The organism is Reyranella sp. CPCC 100927 (assembly GCF_007859315.1).
In the GTDB taxonomy this organism is placed as follows: domain Bacteria; phylum Pseudomonadota; class Alphaproteobacteria; order Reyranellales; family Reyranellaceae; genus Vineibacter.
On the sequence record NZ_VOHA01000032.1, the window covers coordinates 1 to 16,590 of the forward strand.

A 16,590-nucleotide genomic window follows, 5' to 3' on the forward strand; every position below is an offset into this window, starting at 1 on the left:
CTTCGTCGCCGATACTCGCTGCTCGATTCCCCTTGCGAAACGGGGGCCGTCCACACATGACAGTCCCGAGTCACGAGCGCCGGCAAGGTTTCGCGTTTCGCGATATCTTTTAGCGCGCAACGGTGTTTGATGCCGCAGCGGTTGCCTTTCAGAATGGTGCTGTCGTCTTCGCGGCGAAGACCAGGCTGGAGGAAGCCATGCTAGCGGCAGCGAAAGCGGAACAACATGACGAGATCGATCGCGAGATGGACGACCGCCTCGCCATCACGCGATGGAGCCCCGAAGAAACGCTGGCGCTGGGCAGCCGCATCCTCGCGGACGAGGGCCACTGGCGCGGCGGTCTTGCCGGCCAGATCACGGCCCGCGCCGGGGCCAACCGGTTCCTGACGCTGGGATTTGGCGTCGGCTTCGACGAGGCGAAACCCGACAGCCTGGTCCTGGTTGATGATCACCTGAAGCCCGTCGGCAATCGCGGCGACATGCCCAACCCGGGCGTGCGCTTCCATATCCGGGTCTACCGCGACCGCCCGGGGGTAGGCTGTATCGTGCACACGCATCCGCCGGCTGTCGCCGCCCTGTCCATGGTGGGCGAGGCGCTGGCCGTGGCGCATATGGACGCGACACCGTTCTTCGACGATTGCGCCTACCTCGCCGACTGGCCGGGATTGCCGATTGCCGATCGCGAGGGCGAGATCATCTCGGATGCCCTGGGCCCCAAGCATGCGATCGTGCTGGCCCATCATGGCCTGCTGACCATCGGCGCCACCATCGAGGACGCCGTCATGCGCGCGGTCTGGCTGGAGCATGCGGCCGACATGCAGCTGCGGGCACGCGCCATCGGCCCCATCAAACCGATCCGACCGGAGCTCGCCGCCGAATCCCGCGACTTCCTCACCAAACGCAAGGTGATCGACCTCACCTTCGCCTATTTCGCACGCCGCGCGTTGCGCCGGGATCCCGATTGCCTGGCACCGACGCACCGGCCGCGCCCCTAACGACGGACGACAGACCATGGGTTCTCCTATCAAGCGGCGGCGCCTCATCGGCGCCAGCGCAGGTGCCGTTGCCGGTTCGCTGGCCGCCGCGCCGGCAATCGCGGATTCCACGCCGGCGATCCGCTGGCGGATGGCCTCCAGCTACCCGAAGTCGCTGGATACCGTCTTCGGCGAGGCCACGTTGATCGCCGACCGCGTGCGGGCACTGACCGACGGCAAGTTCGATATCCGCGTCTTCGCCGCCGGCGAAATCGTGCCGCCGCTGCAGGTGCTCGACGCCGTGCAGAACGGCACCATCGAATGCGGCCACAGCGCGGGCTTCTTCTATATCGGCAAGCAGCCAGCCCTGGTCTTCGATACCGGCGTTCCTTTCGGCCTGACGCCGCGCCAGCACAATGCCTGGATGCAGCACGGCGGCGGCCTGGAGCTGATGCGCGAGGTGTACGCCGCGTTCAACGTCATCCAGTTCCCGACCGGCAATACCGGCGCCCAGATGGGCGGCTGGTTCCGCAAGGAGATCCAGACCCCGGACGACCTCAAGGGTCTGCGCATCCGCGCCCCCGGATTTGTCGGCAGGGTATACGCCAAGCTGGGCGCGGTGCCGCAGACGATCGCCGGCGGCGACATCTTCCCGGCACTGGAAAAGGGCACGCTCGATGCCGTCGAATGGGTCGGGCCCTACGACGACGAACGGCTGGGCCTGCACAAGGCAGCCAAGTTCTACTACGCGCCCGGGGTTCTCGAGCTTGGCGCGTCATTGTGCTGGATCGCCGGCTCGAATGCGTGGAATGCGCTGCCGCCGCTCTACCAACAGGCGCTGCGCTCGGCCTGTGCCGAGGCCGCCACCGCCACCATCGCGAAATACGACGCCAACAATCCGCCCGCGCTGCGGCGTCTGATCGCGGCCGGCGCCAAGCTCTCCTATTGGCCCGCCGGTGTCATGAAGGCCATGCAGAAGGTGACCTACGAACTGCTCGACGAATCGGCTGGCGCCGATCCGCTGTTTCGCAAGATCTATGAGTCATGGAAGGCGTTTCGCGACGAGCAGCACCTGTGGTTTGCCGTCAACGACGGTGCGGCCGAACGCTTCGTCTACGCCAACCGGGCCTGACTCAGGGCGTTACCCGCCCTCGGGCTTCCGGCGGGATGCCGTCGGAAGGCCAGACCAGCCCCTTGACCCGCCACCAGTTGAAGCGGGCGAAGGTCGCCGGTGCCTGCGCCAAGGTAAGATCGCGCCACAGCAGCGCCCGGCCCGACAGATCGGTCGCGAACACGGCGTGCCAGTCATCGATGATGCGGCGCCAGGTGTGGGCAGCGAGTCCGCGCGGCGGCCGGACCGCGCCGGGAATGGCGGCCGGCGGAAAACCCAGCGCCACGAGCAGCGCCAACAGCGCGTCCAGCGGCCGCGACAGCCGGGCCCGCGCGGCGCGCTGCTCGATCTCCCGCCAGTCCAGCGACGCGCCGTGGCGCGACAGGAGACGCGATACGTCGATCACCTTGGACACGGCCTGCCAGTTGAACCGGTCCTTGGTGATGTTCGCCAGGCAGATCAGCAACACATGCTCGTCGCGCGGCATCCGCACGATGCCGTCGGGCAGTGTCAGCGTCCGCGCGCCGGCCCGCACGTCGTCGGCCGCCAGCCCCAGCGGCAGGGGCCAGGCATCGGCCTCGACATGGAAGTCGATGTTGGTGATGCCGTCGGCCGAATAGAACGGCACGAAGCTGGCGTCGGAGATGAAGCCCCAGCGCGTGCGCCGGGTGCCGCCGAACCGGAAACCCAGCGGCACGAAAAGATCGATCGCGGGACCGATCTCGGATCGCGGCAGCAGTACGTCGAGATCACCCAGCACGCGCGGCGCTGCCGGATCGTGCAGGCGATGGGCATTGGCCAATCCCTTGAGGACGATCGGATGCAGGCCGGCCTCTTCCAAGCGGCGCAGCGCCACGAGGTGCGCTGCGCGCGTGAGCTTCGAGAGCAATGTCGATGACGTTGCCGCTGACGGATCCACGACAGGCGCGTCCAGCAGCGGCGCCAGTGGCGCCAGCAGCGTTGCCGTCCAACCGGCGGAGCAGCGCGCCGCCAGCCGTGCGGCCAGCACCCGGACCCCGTCCGCCGTCGCAGGATCGAGGGACGCAACGCCGGGTGCACCGGTCAGCACGGTGCGCCACAGCACCGCGGCGGCCTCCGATCGCGTCTCCACTGCCACGGCATCGCTCCCGGCCGACATTCCATTCCACCCGACGACGGCAGCTGGCGGCGACGGTTGCCGCCGACATTCACTCTATGCTCAATTCGATCGTGTTATCATAGCCTTATGCTACAGTAGAGAATCAGTAACCCGGCGCGGCGATACCGCGTGATACGCTTCGTTCCCGATGTCCTCGATCATCTTCTGGGCCCTGCTGGGCATTGTCTGCCTCGCGCCCTTGCCGCTGGCGTCCAATCGCCCCTTGCCGTGGAGCCTGCTGTCGCTTGCCGTCGGCGTCCTGCTGCTGCTCTGGGGCGCCAGCCGGTTGGTCGACGCGATGCGTTCGGGGCTCGCGCGCGACATGTCCGGCGATCCCGATGCCGCCAGCCGTCGGGTCCACGTACGACGGATGGACCGCTTCGCCGCCGTGCTGGTCAGCGGCTTTGTCATCCTGATCGCCTGGTACTGGGTTCAGGCCTCGCCGGCGCTCGGTGGTGCATGGGCCAATCCGGCCTGGGCCGAAGCGGCGGCGGCGCTGGGCGCGGCATTGCCGGCGGCGATCAGCCTCGACCCCACCGCCGGCGAAACCCTTCTCATGAAGATCGTGGCCTATGGCGGGGTTTTTCTGCTGGCGTTCGAGATCGGGCGCGACCGGGGCCGCGTACGGCAAGCGTTCTGGGCCGTCTTCCTGGCCGGTTTCGCCTATGCCCTCTATGGCCTGTTCGTGCAGTTCAGCGGCGAGCGCATGGTGTTGTGGTTTGCCAAGGATGCCTATCCCGACAGCGTCACCTCCACCTTCATCAATCGCAATACCTATGCCACCTATGCCGGCATGACCGTCCTTGCCGGCCTGGTGCCGCTGTTGTCGGAGGTCCGCCGGCTGACCCGCGACCGCACGACGGTGCAGCGCCTGCTGATATCCCTCTCCGAGCGCACGACACCCACGCTCTACCTGGCGGTCGCCGGCATCATCACGGGCCTGGTCGCCATCGCGCTGACCGGCTCGCGGGCCGGCGGCGCCTGCTTCGTGCTGGCTCTGGTGGTCTTCACCGTCGGCCTGCTGATCGCGCGCGAGATCAAGGTGCGCACGTTCCTCACCCTCTTCGGGTTGGGCGGTGTCGTGCTCGCCGTCACCCTGCTGATGAGCGGCGATCTGCTGTTCAAGCGGCTGACGTCGGAGACGGCACCGGAAGCCCGTGCCGCCGTGTTCGATGTCGCACGCCTGGCCGTCGTCGAAGAGCCCTGGATCGGCCATGGACTGGGCAGCTTCAGCGCCGCCTTCAACCGCGCCAATGACGGCCGCGCGGTCTTTACGACGTTCGTCGACCTGGCACACAACACCTACCTGGAGCTCGCCGTCGAAGGCGGCCTCCCGGCCCTGCTGCTCAGCCTGGTGCTGATCGGCAGCGCCGTCGGCGTCTGCTGCGCCAATCTGATGTCACGCAACCGCAATGCCGGCACGTCGGTCGCCGCCGTCGCGATCGCCACGCTGGTGGGCGTGCACGCCACGGTCGATTTCGGCATTCAAATGCCCGCCGTCGCCGCCACCTTCATGCTGCTGATCGGCACTGCCACGGCCCAGGCGCTGGCTGTCGAAAAAGCCGAGGTGCGCTTTGCGGGCCGGCGCGCCACGGGTCGACGGCGCTTCGGCCGCGAACGCCCGCACCGCGCCGACGAGGCGGTGACGCCGCCACCGGAGCTGGAAATCGCCTGGCCGGTGCGACCGACGGCGCCCATCCTGCCGACGATACCGGGCCGCAGCGCAGAACCCACGATGCTGCAGCCGCTGTCGCGGATGCGCGACGGCGACATGCGGCCGATCACGATCGCGACCGATGAATCGACAGCGTCATCCGACGCATATGAAACAGCCATGGCACGATGGCGTGCGCTGCGTCGGGGTGGTGTCGACACGACCGCGGTGTCGGTCGAAGCGGCCCCTCCCCCACGCTCGGACATCGAATCGTCCACGAACGACCCATCGCCCGCGGGCCCGTCACCCGACGACAGCACGCCGGAGGCAGCCGAGGTCGTCAGGCTGCCGCGGCCGACGCGCCCCTGACGCAACCGACATCGCAGCGCGCTGCCGGCCGACGCAACGATCGGACACGATCTCCGCCTCAAGAGGAATGCCATGAAGATCACGCGTGTCGAATCGATCCTGCTGGCCGTACCCTTCGAAGATCACGGCGGCATCTGGCGCGCCAGCGGCGATCGCAAGGTGTTCCAGACCCTGATGGTGCGCATCGACACCGACCAGGGCCCGAGCGGCTGGGGCGAGGTGTTCACCAAGAACGGCGAGCTGGCGCTGAAAGCCCTGTTCGACACGCATGTCGCACCGGCATTGATCGGCCGCGATGCGACCCACATCGGTGCCATCAAGCGCGACCTGGAAAAACAGCATCACAATTTCGGCCGCGTCGGCGTGATGGCGTTCTGCGTCTCGGCGGTCGATCTGGCCCTGTGGGACATCCTGGGACAGGCCGCCGGCCTGCCGCTCTATCGCCTGCTGGGCGGCGCCACCCGCACCGAGGTTCCGCTCTATGCCAGCCTGACGCGCTATGGCGAACCGCGCGCCGTCGCCAACACGGTCGAACGCGCCGTCAGGGACGGTTATGGCGCCGTCAAGCTGCACGAGGTGCTGGTCGACGCCGTCATCGCCTCGCGGGCCGCGGCCGGACGCGACACCGCGTTGATGCTCGACACCAACTGCCCATGGTCGCTGGCCGAGGCCAAGCGCAACGCCAAGCGGATGGAACCGTACGACCTGATGTGGCTCGAGGAGCCGACCTGGCCACCCGAGAACGTGCATGCGCTGGCTGCCCTGCGGCGCGCGACGTCGATCCCGATCGCCGCCGGCGAGAACGCCGGCAGCCTGGCCGACTATCGCGTGATGTTCGAGGCCGGCGCCGTCGATTTTGTCCAGCCCGACATCGCCAAGGCGCACGGACTGAGCGAAGCCCTGAAGATCGCGGCGCTGGCCGAAGCGCATGACGTGCAGTTCATGCCGCACTGTTTCATGATCGGCCCCGGCTACGTGCACACCCTGCACCTCGCCGCGGCGCTGGAGGTGCCGCTGCTGGAGCGCTACTACGTCGAGCTCGCCGCCGAGCCGCTGGGCGACAGCGTGAAGCCGAACGGTGGCCGCGTGGCGGTGCCGCAAGGCCCCGGGCTGGGCTGCGCACCAGACCCGGATGCGATCAGACTGTACCGCGTCGAGTAACCCTGGGGGCGCGAGCGTCTCGCGCCCGCATCAGGCGAAAGCCTTGCTGTCGCTTGACATGAGCGGGCCAGAGGCCCGCGCTCCCAGGGATATCACTCGCGCCCTGCCACCACGCGATCGACCATCTGCGGTGCCGCGCCGAGATAGTTGGCGGGATCGCAGAGCCGGGCCAGGGCCTCGCGGTCGAGGTGGCGGGTGACGTCGGCCGATTGCATCAAGGCGTCGAGCAGCGACGTGCCGTGCTCGGCGGCCTGGCGACAGGCGCCGTAGACGACATCATGCGCCACCTGGCGTCCCATGTGCGGTGCCAGTCCCATCATCACGGCCTCGGCGACGATGAGGCCCGACGTGATGTCGAGATTGCGCCGCATGCGCGCGGCATCGACGATCAGGCCGCCCAGCATGAACGTCGCCTGATGCAGGGCGCTGGACGTCGCCAGGAAGGCCTCGGGAATCGCGGCCCACTCGACGTGCCACGGCCCGGTCGCGCGCTCGAAATCGGTGATCAGCGCGTCGAGCACCAGGCCGGCCTGCTGGCGCACGATCTTGGATGCCGCGAGGATCAGCTCGGACGAGATCGGGTTGCGCTTCTGCGGCATGGTGCTGGAGGCGCCGCGGCCGTGCACGAACGGCTCGAAGACCTCGCCGAACTCCGTCGACATCATCACCATGACGTCGAAGGCGATCTTGCCCAAGGTGCCGGTGATGAGGGCCAGTGCGTTGACGGCCTCGGCGAAGCCGTCGCGCGCCACGTGCCAGGTCGACGCCGGCTCGCCAAGCCCGAGCTCCTGCGCCAGCGCGCGCTGGACAGCCAGGCCCTTGTCGCCGATCGACGCCAGGGTGCCGGCCGCACCCGCGAACTGCACGACCTCGACGCGCGGCCGCAACTGGCCCAGGCGCTCGGCATGACGATCCAGCGCCGCCAGCCAGATCGCCACCTTGTAGCCGAACGTCACCGGCAATGCCTGCTGCAGATGGGTCCGCCCCGCCATGGGCGTGTCGCGGTGCTTCTTGGCCAAGGCCGCCAGAATGCCGCGCAGCGCCTCGACGTCGGCCGCCACCAGGTCCAGCGCGGCACGCATCTGCAGCACCGTCGCGGTATCCATGATGTCCTGCGTCGTGGCGCCCCAATGCACATAGCGGCCGGCCTCGCCGCACAACGTCGAGAGCTGGGCCACCACCGGCAGGATGGGATAGCCGACATTGTCGGTCTCGCGCTTCAGGCGCTCGAAATCCAAAGTCACTGTCGCCGCCGCGCGCGCGATCGCCTCGCCGGCCTCAGCCGGAATGACTCCGACGCGCGCCTCGGCCCGGGCCAGCGCCACTTCGACCTCGATGTAGCGTCCGACCAGCGCGCGATCGTCGAAGATCGCACGCATCGCCGCCGTGCCGAACATGTCGCGAAACAGGGCCGAGTCGAAAACCGTGCTGCCCATGCGCATCTCCTTTGGAGCATGCACGATGGCGTGACGACGGGATGATGTCCACGCCGGCGGATCGGCGCGCGGCCGGCTTATTCCCGCTCGCCGTTGCTGGCCGGCGGCGGGGCCATGCCCATGATGTGGTAGCCGGAATCGACGTGGTGCAGTTCGCCGGTCACGCCGGCCGACAGGTCGGACAACAGGTAGAGCGCCGCGCCGCCGACATCGGCCTGGTCGATGTTGCGGCGCAGGGGCGCGGTTTCGCGCGTGACGCGATAGACGTAGCGGCCATCGCCGATGACCGCCGCCGCCAGGGTGCGCATCGGACCGGCCGAGATGGCGTTGACGCGGATGTTCTTGGGCCCGAGGTCGGCGGCGAGATAGCGCACGCTGGCCTCGAGTGCCGCCTTGGCCACGCCCATGACGTTGTAGCTCGGCATGACGTGGCGGGCACCGCTGTAGGTGAGGGTCAGCAGGCTGCCGCCGTTCTGCATCAACGGTTCGGCACGATGCGCGAGGTCGGTGAAGGAGTAGCAGGAGATCGTGAGGCTGCGCTGGAAGTTGGCGCGCGTGGTGTCGACGTAGCGCCCCTTGAGCTCGTCCTTGTCGGAATAGGCGACGGCGTGCACCACGAAGTCGAGCGTGCCCCACGTGCGGGCCAGGGTGTCGAACAGCGCGTCGAGGCTGGCTTCATCCTCGACGTCGGCCGGCATCACGATCTTGGCGCCGATCGACTCCACCAGCGGCTTCACGCGCTGGCCGAACACATCGCCCTGATAGGTGAACGCGAGTTCGGCGCCGGCGGCGTGACAGGCCTTGGCGATGCCCCAGGCAATCGAGCGGTCATTGGCAACGCCCATGATCAGGCCTTTGCGGCCGACCATCAGGCCGGCGGCGCGCGCCGCCGCGACCGCGGCGACCGAGGTACGGCCGTTGCTGCCATTGCCGGAGTCAGGGGCCCGCGGCACCGGGCGATCGGACGGTGAGGTCATCCCTCCACCCGCTGGAAGACGAGCACCGCATTGGTGCCGCCGAAGCCGAAGCTGTTGGACATCACGGTCTCCAGCCCGGCGTTATCGATGCGCTGGCGCGGGATGGGGAATCCCTCGGCGCCAGGATCGAGGTTTTCGATGTTGGCCGATGCCGCGACGAAGTCGTCGCGCAGCATCAGCAGCGAATAGATCACTTCGTGCACACCGGTCGCGCCCTGGCTGTGGCCGGTGAGCGACTTGGTCGAATTGATCGCCGGCAGATCCTCGCCGAAGACCTCGCGAATCGCCTGCAGCTCGGTGATATCGCCGACCGGCGTCGAGGTGCCATGCGCGTTGATGTAGTCGACACGGCGATTGCCGCGGGCGCCGCCGAAGCCGCCCAGGGCCAGCCGCATGGCGCGCACCGCGCCCTCGCCCGACGGGGCCACCATGTCCTCGCCGTCGCCGGTGGCGCCGTAGCCGACGATCTCGCCGTAGATCTTGGCGCCGCGCGCCTTGGCGAGTTCGTAGTCTTCGAGCACCACGATGCCGCCGCCGCCGGAGATCACGAAGCCGTCGCGGTCGCGGTCATAAGCGCGGCTGGCACGCGCCGGCGTGTCGTTGTACTTCGACGACATCGCGCCCATGGCGTCGAACAGCACCGACAGGGTCCAGTCGAGTTCCTCGCCGCCGCCGGCGAACATGCGATCGGCCTTGCCCAGCATGATCGTCTCGGCGGCGTTGCCGACACAGTGCGCCGAGGTGGAGCAGGCCGACGTGATCGAATAGGTCGGGCCCTTGACCTTGAAGGCGGTGCCGAGGTTGGCCGACACCGTGCTCGACATGGCGCGCGGCACCTGGAACGGGCCCACGCGCTTGGGGCCCTTTTCCTTGGTGGTCAGCGCCGCCTGCACGATGGCGCCCGTGGTCGGGCCGCCGGAGCCCGCGATCAGGCCGGTGCGATCGTTGGAGACGTCCTTGTCGGCGAGGCCGGCGTCGGCGATGGCCTCCTTCATGGCGACGTAGGCGTAGGCCGCACCATCACCCATGAAGCGGCGCAGGCGGCGATCAACCGTGGCGTCGAGATCGACCTTGAGCGTGCCGTGCACCTGGCAGCGAAAACCGAGCTCGCGGTATTGCGGCGCGAACTCGATGCCCGAACGCCCTTCCTTCAGCGCCGCGGTCACCTCGCCGGCGTTGTTGCCGATGCTGGAGACGATCCCAAGGCCGGTGACGACGACGCGCCGCACGTCAGGCTGCCTTGGGCTGGAAGAGTCCGACTCGCATGTCGGTCGCCTCATAGACCTGTTGACCGTCGGCCACCATCACGCCATCGGCGATGCCGACCACCAGCTTGCGCAGGATCACGCGCTTGAGATGGATGTGGTAGGTGACCTTGCGAATGGCCGGCGTCACCATGCCGCTGAGCTTGACCTCGCCGACGCCCAGCGCCCGGCCGCGGCCCGGCGCCTTCAGCCAGCCCAGGAAAAACCCAACCAGCTGCCACATGGCGTCGAGCCCCAGGCAGCCCGGCATCACCGGATCGCCCTGGAAGTGGACCGGGAAGAACCAGAGGTCCGGCTTGACGTCCAGTTCGGCGACGATCTCACCCTTGCCGTACTTCCCGCCCTTGCTGTCGATGTGCACGATCCGGTCGAACATCAGCATCGGCGGCAGCGGAAGCTGCGCATTGCCGGGACCGAACAACAGGCCCTTGGCGCATTGAATGAGGTCGTCGTAGCTGTAGCTGCTTTTGCTGGTCACGTGCCGTCCATGGGCAAGCGCCGGATTCCCGACCCGGCAAATGAACAAATCGAGGCCGTTCTAACAGATAGGATGCTGAGCGGAAACAAACAATTCCCCGGCGCTACAACCCACTAGAACCCGTTCACGGGGCCGCCGGCGCGATGGCGCTAGGCAACGCTGTCGCCTTGGCGTAATAGAAGCAGACCATGCTGAGCCCCGCTGCCATCGCCGAACGACTGCGCGCCGCCGGCCTGCGGCCGACCCGCCAGCGGCTGACGCTGGGTGCGCTGCTGTTCGGCAGCGGCACCGATCGCCACGTGACCGCCGAGGAACTGCACAGCGAGGTCGCGGCACAAGGCGCCCGGGTTTCGCTGGCGACGGTCTACAATGCGCTCAACCAGTTCACGGCTGCAGGCCTGCTGCGGGAAGTGATCGTGGGTCCCGGCCGGCTCTACTTCGACACCAATATCGGCGACCATCATCATTTCTACGTCGAGGATGACGGTACCCTGCTCGACATCCCGGCCGACGATGTGTCCATCAACCGCCTCCCCGCGGCGCCCGCCGGCATGAACGTGGAGCGGGTCGACGTCGTGGTGCGCGTGCGCCGCTGAGGCGGCCGCTCATCTTTTAGAATCACTCTAAACTGTTGACCGTCCAGGGCCGCCTTCCTATAAACGGAGATGGCGGTCGCCTGCGGACAATTGCGATCGCTTGAGGGCCGTGTGCCACTCCTGACTGAGGACTCCCCTCCCCAGGGAGCGTTGCGCGCGGCAAGCCGGCGGCTGCCCAGCCCGCCGTAGAGAGGGAGATTAGTCGATGAGCAAGCTCGGTGGTTCCAAGACGGAAGAAAACCTGAAGGCTGCGTTTGCCGGCGAGAGCCAGGCCAACCGCCGCTACCTCTATTTCGCTCAAAAGGCTGACGTCGAAGGCTACAACGACGTCGCCGTCGTGTTCCGCTCGACGGCGGAAGGCGAAACCGGCCATGCGCACGGCCACCTCGAGTTCCTCGAGGCGGTGGGCGATCCGGCCACCGGCCTGAAGATCGGCCCGACGTCGGACAACCTGAAGGCCGCCATCGCCGGCGAGACGCACGAGTACACCGACATGTACCCGGGCATGGCGCGCACTGCGCGCGATGAAGGCTTCGACGAAATCGCCGAGTGGTTCGAGACCCTGGCGAAGGCCGAGAAGAGCCACGCCGGCCGCTTCACCAAAGCCCTCGATGCGCTCGGCTGATCCGCTGACGGGTGGTGGAGATGCCGGTGCATCTCCGCCACCACGATGCGCAGACGATGCCCTTTCATCACGCCATCGCGGCGCGCGTCATCACGTGCGGCACGTGATGGCGGTCTGACTCTGCGGACCCCCCATGCGCGAAGGCAGTCTCGAGGCCCCGACCCGTCATCCGTTGGCATGGACCAGCGACGATTTCTACGACGAGGCCAAGCTCGACGAAGAGATGCGCCGGGTCTTCGACATCTGCCACGGCTGCCGCCGCTGCTTCAATCTGTGTGATTCCTTTCCGCGCCTGTTCGACCTGGTCGACGCCACCGACGTCGGCGAGGTCGAGGGTGTGAGGAGCGACGACTTCGGTGCCGTCGTTGAAGCCTGCACGCTGTGCGACATGTGCTTCATGACCAAATGCCCGTATGTGCCGCCGCATGCCTGGAATCTCGATTTCCCGCACCTGATGCTGCGCTACCGCGCCGTGGAGGCAAAAAAGCACGGCATCCCGTTCATGCAGCGGCAGATGGCGTCGACCGACCGCAACGGCCGGCTGGCCAACGTCGCCTCGGGCGTCGTGAACTGGGCCACCGACGAGCACAACAAGTCGACGCGCGGCCTGATGGAAAGCGTCACCGGCATCCATCACGGCGCCAATCTGCCGCGCTATGCCGACGAGACGCTGATCAATCGCGCCCGCCGCGAGACGCACGAGATCAACAGCGCGGCGCCGGCCTACGGCAAGCGCAAGGCGGTGCTGTACGCCACGTGCTACGGCAACTTCAACAACACCGAGATCGGCGCCGCCACGCGCGCCGTACTGGCGAAGAACGGCATCGAAACCGAAGTCGTGCATCCGGCCTGCTGCGGCATGCCCAAGCTGGAGCTGGGCGACATCGCGTCGGTGGCCGACGCGGCGCGCGATGTGTCGGCGGCCCTGGTGGCGTGGATCGACAAAGGCTACGACGTGATCGCATTGACGTCGTCCTGCGCCCTGATGCTGAAGTTCGAGTGGCCGCTGATCCTGCCCGGCGACGAGACGGTGAAGCGCCTGTCGCGCGCGACCTACGATGTCACGGAGTACATCGTCGACATCGCCAAGACCGAGGGCCTGGCGCCCGGGCTGGGGACGCTGGACGGCGGTGTCTCGGTGCATCTGGCCTGCCACGCGCGGGCCCAGAACATGGGGGCCAAGGCCGCCGACCTGCTGCGGCTGATCCCGGATGCATCGGTGTCCGTGATCGAGCGCTGCTCGGGTCATGGCGGCGTCTGGGGCGCCCGACGCGAGAACTTCGATATTGCCGTCAAGGTCGGCAAGCCGGCGGCCCGCCAGGCGCTGCGTGACGGCCATGCCCACGTCGTCTCCGAATGCCCGCTGGCGGCCGACCACCTGCTACAGGTCATGCAGATGACCGCGCCGGACGGCGAACCACCCAAGCCCGCCCGGGCCCACCATCCCATCGAGCTGTTCGCCAAGGCGTACGGCCTAGCCGTGTGATAGCCATGCGCAAGATCGCCGAATCCGACATCCTGCCGCTTGCCGACTACGCCAAGGTGCGCGCCGAGCGCCGGCGGGCCGTCACCCAGGTGAAGAAGACCCGGCGCCTGGAGGTCGGACCGTTCGCGACGTTCTATTTCGAGAACTTCGACACCATGCTGCACCAGGTGCAGGAGATGCTGTTCATCGAGAAGGGCGGCGCCGAGCAGATCCCCGATGAGCTGGCGGCGTACAATCCACTGATCCCCAATGGACAGGAACTGACGGCCACCATCATGTTCGAGATCGACGAGCCGGTGCGCCGCGCACGCGTGCTGTCGACCTTGGGCGGCATCGAGCACACGATCTACCTGCGCGTCGGCGGCGAGACCATCAAGGGCATCGCCGAGGATGACCAGGATCGCACCAATGCCGAGGGCAAGGCCTCGTCGGTGCATTTCGTGCATTTCCCGTTCACCGCCGCGCAGATTGCTGCCTTCCACCGGCCCGAGACCGACGTGATCGCCGGCTTCGGCCACGCCAACTACAGCCATATGACCGTGATCCCCGCCGCCGTGCGTGACGCCCTGCAGGCCGACTTCGACGGCGCGAGCCGGTAATCGGATCCGTCAGGGCGGTGAGGCGGCGCCGTCGCGCAGCGCGATCTCCCGGCCCTCTTGGGCCGATCTGATCATCGCCAGGCAAACCTCGACCGTCGCCATGCCCCACTCGCCGGAATGGATCGGCGAGCGGCCGTGCACGACGCCGTCGTACAGTTCGTCGACGACCTCCTGCCGCGGCACCGTCGGCGGTTCCAGGGCATCGAACCACCGCGCCTCGTTGCCGTAGACCATGACACCGTCGGGCACCGGGCGCAGCTCGCCACGCTCGCACGATACGACCAGGAAGCCGAAGTGATGATGGAACCGGTGCGGCGGCGCCGGCGACAGGCCCGCCTGGGCACCGTAGCTGCGCGCTTCCTTGAGCGCGGTCTCGTCCTGTGGCGTCGCCGCACCAGCCAGTCGCGCCCGCGCCACGCCGTAGTCGCCGGGCTCCTTGGGCTGACCCGACTCGCCGACCCAGCCGCAGAGTTCGTCCGTGTCGAAACGACCGTAGCCGCTATAGACCAGCGATGCGACCGCACCGCCAGTGAACTGCAGAAAAGCCGTATAGGCACCCTGGGCCGGGCGCCCGGGATCCCAGTCGCCGACCGCGGCGCGAACGCTGGCCACGGGCGTGCCCGCCAGCCGACGGACCACATCGACATGATGCGCAGCCTGATTCAGCACCACGCCGCCGCCGTGTTCGGAATCGAGCTCTTCCGGCCGGCGCGGCCGGTACAGGAAATCGGTGTAGTTGATGGCCGTGATCATGCGCACGGCGCCGAATTGGCCTGACACGATCAGGGCGCGCGCCCGCCGGTACGGCGCATCGAAGCTGTGGCTGTGGCCGACGACCAGTGTGACGCCTGCGGCGCGGGCCTGGTCGATCATCGATCGGCAGGCTCGCGTGTCGAGCGCCATCGGCTTCTCGACCAGGATGTGCTTGCCCGCGGCCGCCGCGATCATGGCGTGTCGCTCGTGCAGGGCATGCGGCGTTGCAATGTAGACGACCTCCACGTCGGGATCGGCGCACAGCGCTTCGACCGTATCGTAGGCCCTGCCACCGAATTCGTGGGCGAAGCGATCGCGCGCCTCGCGCCGCGGATCGGCCGCCGCGACCAGGGAGACGCGCCGATCGCCGGCCAATGTCGGCAGCATCAACATGAAAGCCCGCCCCAGGCCGGCCACTCCTAGTCGTAACACGCGCACAACCAGCTCCCTCGGCGGTTCGTTGGTGACCATATGTCCAGGGCCGACGCTTTTCCCATGGACGGTATCGTATTCCCTTCGTAATCTAATTGTTAGACTTGCAACTCTGGCCTCAACATGCTGAGCGCCGAAGATAACCAGCTCCTCTGTCGCGTCGAGGGCAACGCCCCGATGGGCCAGATGATGCGCGCATACTGGCTGCCGATCTGCCTGTCGGACGAAGTCGCTGAACCGGGCACCCCGCCGCTTCGTCTGCGCATCCTGGGCGAGGATCTCGTCTGCTTTCGCGACAGCGACGGCCGCCTCGGCGTGCTCGACAACCATTGTCCGCACCGCAAGGCACTACTGTCCTTCGGACGTAACGAAGCCGGCGGCCTGCGGTGCCTCTATCACGGCTGGAAACTGGACGTTGACGGCAACATCACCGAGATGCCCGCCGAGCCGGCGCAGGCCTGCGTCACCGCCAAGCTTAAGCATCGGGCCTATCCGGTGCGGGAGGCCGGCGGCTTCGTGTGGGCATACCTGGGGTCGCGCCAACCATTGCCCGTGTTCGAACCGCCGCCGTTTGCGCCCGTCCCGGACAGGCGGGTCGCGATCGCCAAGACACTGGTTGCCTGCAACTGGGCACAAATCGTCGAAGGCCAGATCGACAGCGCCCACTCGTCCTCCCTGCATTCGTCCGACATGGTCCCGGTCCGCGGCACCGACAGCGCCGGCGCTGCGGCCGATCGCTGGACCCGACCATCGACAGACCGCGCCCCGCGCATCCGCGTGCAGCCGACGAGCTACGGCTTCCGCTACGCCGCGGTCCGCCGCCCCATGGTCGACGAGGCGACGCATGACTACGTGCGCGTCACGGCGTTCGTGGCGCCGCTGACCTGCCTGATCCCGCCCAACACCTCCTATGCCGTGTCGCAGATCACAGTGCCGATCGACGATCACAACAGCTGGTTCTATTTCATCGCATCGGGAGACGGGCAGGACGTGCCCACCACCGAGGTCTGGCGGCAGTTCCTCCACCTGCAGCCGGGAATCGATGTCGATGACGGCTGGCACCGGCGACGGCACGCCGGGAACGACTACCTGCAAGACCGTCGTGCCATGGCGCACGGCAGCTTCACCGGCATCGACGGAATCCCGACGCAGGACATCGCGATGTGGGAAGGCATGGGCTCGATTGCCGATCGTACCAGCGAGCGTCTGGGTGCCTCAGACATCGCCGTCGTGCGCTGGCGGCGCCTGATGATCGACGCAGCCCGTGCCCACAGCGCCGGCAGCAGCCCCTTGGGCCTGGCGGAGCCCCGCGTTGCGCAATCCCGGATTGCCGCCTTCGAAGGCATCGTCCCCAAGACGGTGGATTGGCGAACATTGGGCACATCCGCGGAGGAGCGGGCAGCCTATCCGCAGGCGCAGGTAAAGCTTCGCCCCGGCCCAGCCGCCAAGTGAAAGGGCGTGCGTAAAATCGTGCAGATTTTCGCAATCCGTGCGATGCTCAACAAACTATGGGCCGTCTTTCGCTTTCCATAGCGA

15 protein-coding genes are annotated in these 16,590 nt (G+C 67.6%); 9 read left to right on the top strand and 6 right to left on the bottom strand.

Going from position 1 to position 16,590, the window contains the following annotated elements; all coding sequences use genetic code 11:
• Positions 1-197 precede the first annotated feature (197 nt).
• Positions 198-995 (top strand): aldolase, encoded by a 798-nt coding sequence (locus tag FQU96_RS38680; protein WP_146546771.1) that lies wholly within the window; start codon positions 198-200, stop codon positions 993-995.
• 16 nt (positions 996-1,011) lie between these two features.
• Entirely contained in the window at positions 1,012-2,106 is a 1,095-nt protein-coding gene (locus tag FQU96_RS38685) for a TRAP transporter substrate-binding protein (protein ID WP_218575049.1), read from the top strand.
• Between the two features lies 1 nt (position 2,107).
• On the opposite strand, the gene FQU96_RS38690 is transcribed toward FQU96_RS38685, so the two are convergent.
• Entirely contained in the window at positions 2,108-3,202 is a 1,095-nt protein-coding gene (locus tag FQU96_RS38690) for a nucleotidyltransferase family protein (protein ID WP_146546772.1), read from the bottom strand.
• 169 nt (positions 3,203-3,371) lie between these two features.
• Here FQU96_RS38690 and FQU96_RS38695 point away from each other — a divergent pair, with 169 nt between their 5' ends.
• Positions 3,372-5,246, top strand: a complete 1,875-nt coding sequence (locus FQU96_RS38695; RefSeq protein ID WP_146546773.1) for an O-antigen ligase — start codon at positions 3,372-3,374, stop codon at positions 5,244-5,246.
• 72 nt (positions 5,247-5,318) lie between these two features.
• Entirely contained in the window at positions 5,319-6,407 is a 1,089-nt protein-coding gene (locus FQU96_RS38700) for a mandelate racemase/muconate lactonizing enzyme family protein (RefSeq protein WP_146546774.1), read from the top strand.
• Between the two features lie 92 nt (positions 6,408-6,499).
• On the opposite strand, the gene pcaB is transcribed toward FQU96_RS38700, so the two are convergent.
• From pcaB to fabA, 4 genes are all read right to left on the bottom strand, one after another.
• Positions 6,500-7,843 carry a 3-carboxy-cis,cis-muconate cycloisomerase gene (gene pcaB, locus FQU96_RS38705; protein WP_146546775.1) on the bottom strand — a complete coding sequence of 448 codons (1,344 nt, stop codon included), beginning with the start codon at positions 7,841-7,843 and terminating at the stop codon, positions 6,500-6,502.
• A 77-nt stretch (positions 7,844-7,920) separates the two neighbouring features.
• Positions 7,921-8,712: an enoyl-ACP reductase gene (locus FQU96_RS38710; RefSeq protein WP_146546843.1), complete on the bottom strand. Its 792-nt coding sequence runs from the start codon at positions 8,710-8,712 to the stop codon at positions 7,921-7,923.
• Between the two features lie 104 nt (positions 8,713-8,816).
• Positions 8,817-10,049, bottom strand: coding sequence for a beta-ketoacyl-ACP synthase I (gene fabB / locus FQU96_RS38715; RefSeq protein WP_146546776.1), 1,233 nt, complete (start codon positions 10,047-10,049; stop codon positions 8,817-8,819).
• Position 10,050: 1 nt separating this feature from the next.
• Entirely contained in the window at positions 10,051-10,563 is a 513-nt protein-coding gene (fabA, locus tag FQU96_RS38720) for a 3-hydroxyacyl-[acyl-carrier-protein] dehydratase FabA (RefSeq protein ID WP_146546777.1), read from the bottom strand.
• Between the two features lie 188 nt (positions 10,564-10,751).
• Between fabA and irrA the strand changes: the two genes are divergently transcribed.
• The 4 genes from irrA to FQU96_RS38740 all read left to right on the top strand — a co-directional run bounded on the left by irrA (position 10,752) and on the right by FQU96_RS38740 (position 13,869).
• A complete protein-coding gene (gene irrA / locus FQU96_RS38725) occupies positions 10,752-11,159 on the top strand; it encodes an iron response transcriptional regulator IrrA (protein ID WP_146546778.1) in 408 nt (135 codons plus the stop codon).
• 205 nt (positions 11,160-11,364) lie between these two features.
• Positions 11,365-11,784 (top strand): rubrerythrin family protein, encoded by a 420-nt coding sequence (locus tag FQU96_RS38730; protein WP_146546779.1) that lies wholly within the window; start codon positions 11,365-11,367, stop codon positions 11,782-11,784.
• A 133-nt stretch (positions 11,785-11,917) separates the two neighbouring features.
• Positions 11,918-13,270: a heterodisulfide reductase-related iron-sulfur binding cluster gene (locus FQU96_RS38735; protein WP_146546780.1), complete on the top strand. Its 1,353-nt coding sequence runs from the start codon at positions 11,918-11,920 to the stop codon at positions 13,268-13,270.
• A 5-nt stretch (positions 13,271-13,275) separates the two neighbouring features.
• Entirely contained in the window at positions 13,276-13,869 is a 594-nt protein-coding gene (locus tag FQU96_RS38740; protein ID WP_146546781.1) for a DUF3501 family protein, read from the top strand.
• Positions 13,870-13,878: 9 nt separating this feature from the next.
• On the opposite strand, the gene FQU96_RS38745 is transcribed toward FQU96_RS38740, so the two are convergent.
• Positions 13,879-15,093, bottom strand: coding sequence for a Gfo/Idh/MocA family protein (locus FQU96_RS38745; protein ID WP_218575051.1), 1,215 nt, complete (start codon positions 15,091-15,093; stop codon positions 13,879-13,881).
• A gap of 84 nt (positions 15,094-15,177) precedes the next feature.
• Here FQU96_RS38745 and FQU96_RS38750 point away from each other — a divergent pair, with 84 nt between their 5' ends.
• Entirely contained in the window at positions 15,178-16,506 is a 1,329-nt protein-coding gene (locus FQU96_RS38750; RefSeq protein ID WP_146546782.1) for a Rieske 2Fe-2S domain-containing protein, read from the top strand.
• Positions 16,507-16,590 lie beyond the last annotated feature (84 nt).

Bases quoted from the DNA above. Each gene is read 5' to 3' on its own strand.
- FQU96_RS38680 (WP_146546771.1), top strand. From the start codon at position 198: ATGCTAGCGGCAGCGAAAGCGGAACAACATGACGAGATCGATCGCGAG.
- FQU96_RS38685 (WP_218575049.1), top strand. From the start codon at position 1,012: ATGGGTTCTCCTATCAAGCGGCGGCGCCTCATCGGCGCCAGCGCAGGT.
- FQU96_RS38695 (WP_146546773.1), top strand. From the start codon at position 3,372: ATGTCCTCGATCATCTTCTGGGCCCTGCTGGGCATTGTCTGCCTCGCG.
- FQU96_RS38700 (WP_146546774.1), top strand. From the start codon at position 5,319: ATGAAGATCACGCGTGTCGAATCGATCCTGCTGGCCGTACCCTTCGAA.
- pcaB (WP_146546775.1), bottom strand. From the start codon at position 7,843: ATGGGCAGCACGGTTTTCGACTCGGCCCTGTTTCGCGACATGTTCGGC.
- FQU96_RS38710 (WP_146546843.1), bottom strand. From the start codon at position 8,712: ATGGTCGGCCGCAAAGGCCTGATCATGGGCGTTGCCAATGACCGCTCG.
- irrA (WP_146546778.1), top strand. From the start codon at position 10,752: ATGCTGAGCCCCGCTGCCATCGCCGAACGACTGCGCGCCGCCGGCCTG.
- FQU96_RS38730 (WP_146546779.1), top strand. From the start codon at position 11,365: ATGAGCAAGCTCGGTGGTTCCAAGACGGAAGAAAACCTGAAGGCTGCG.
- FQU96_RS38735 (WP_146546780.1), top strand. From the start codon at position 11,918: ATGCGCGAAGGCAGTCTCGAGGCCCCGACCCGTCATCCGTTGGCATGG.
- FQU96_RS38740 (WP_146546781.1), top strand. From the start codon at position 13,276: ATGCGCAAGATCGCCGAATCCGACATCCTGCCGCTTGCCGACTACGCC.
- FQU96_RS38745 (WP_218575051.1), bottom strand. From the start codon at position 15,093: ATGGTCACCAACGAACCGCCGAGGGAGCTGGTTGTGCGCGTGTTACGA.
- FQU96_RS38750 (WP_146546782.1), top strand. From the start codon at position 15,178: ATGCTGAGCGCCGAAGATAACCAGCTCCTCTGTCGCGTCGAGGGCAAC.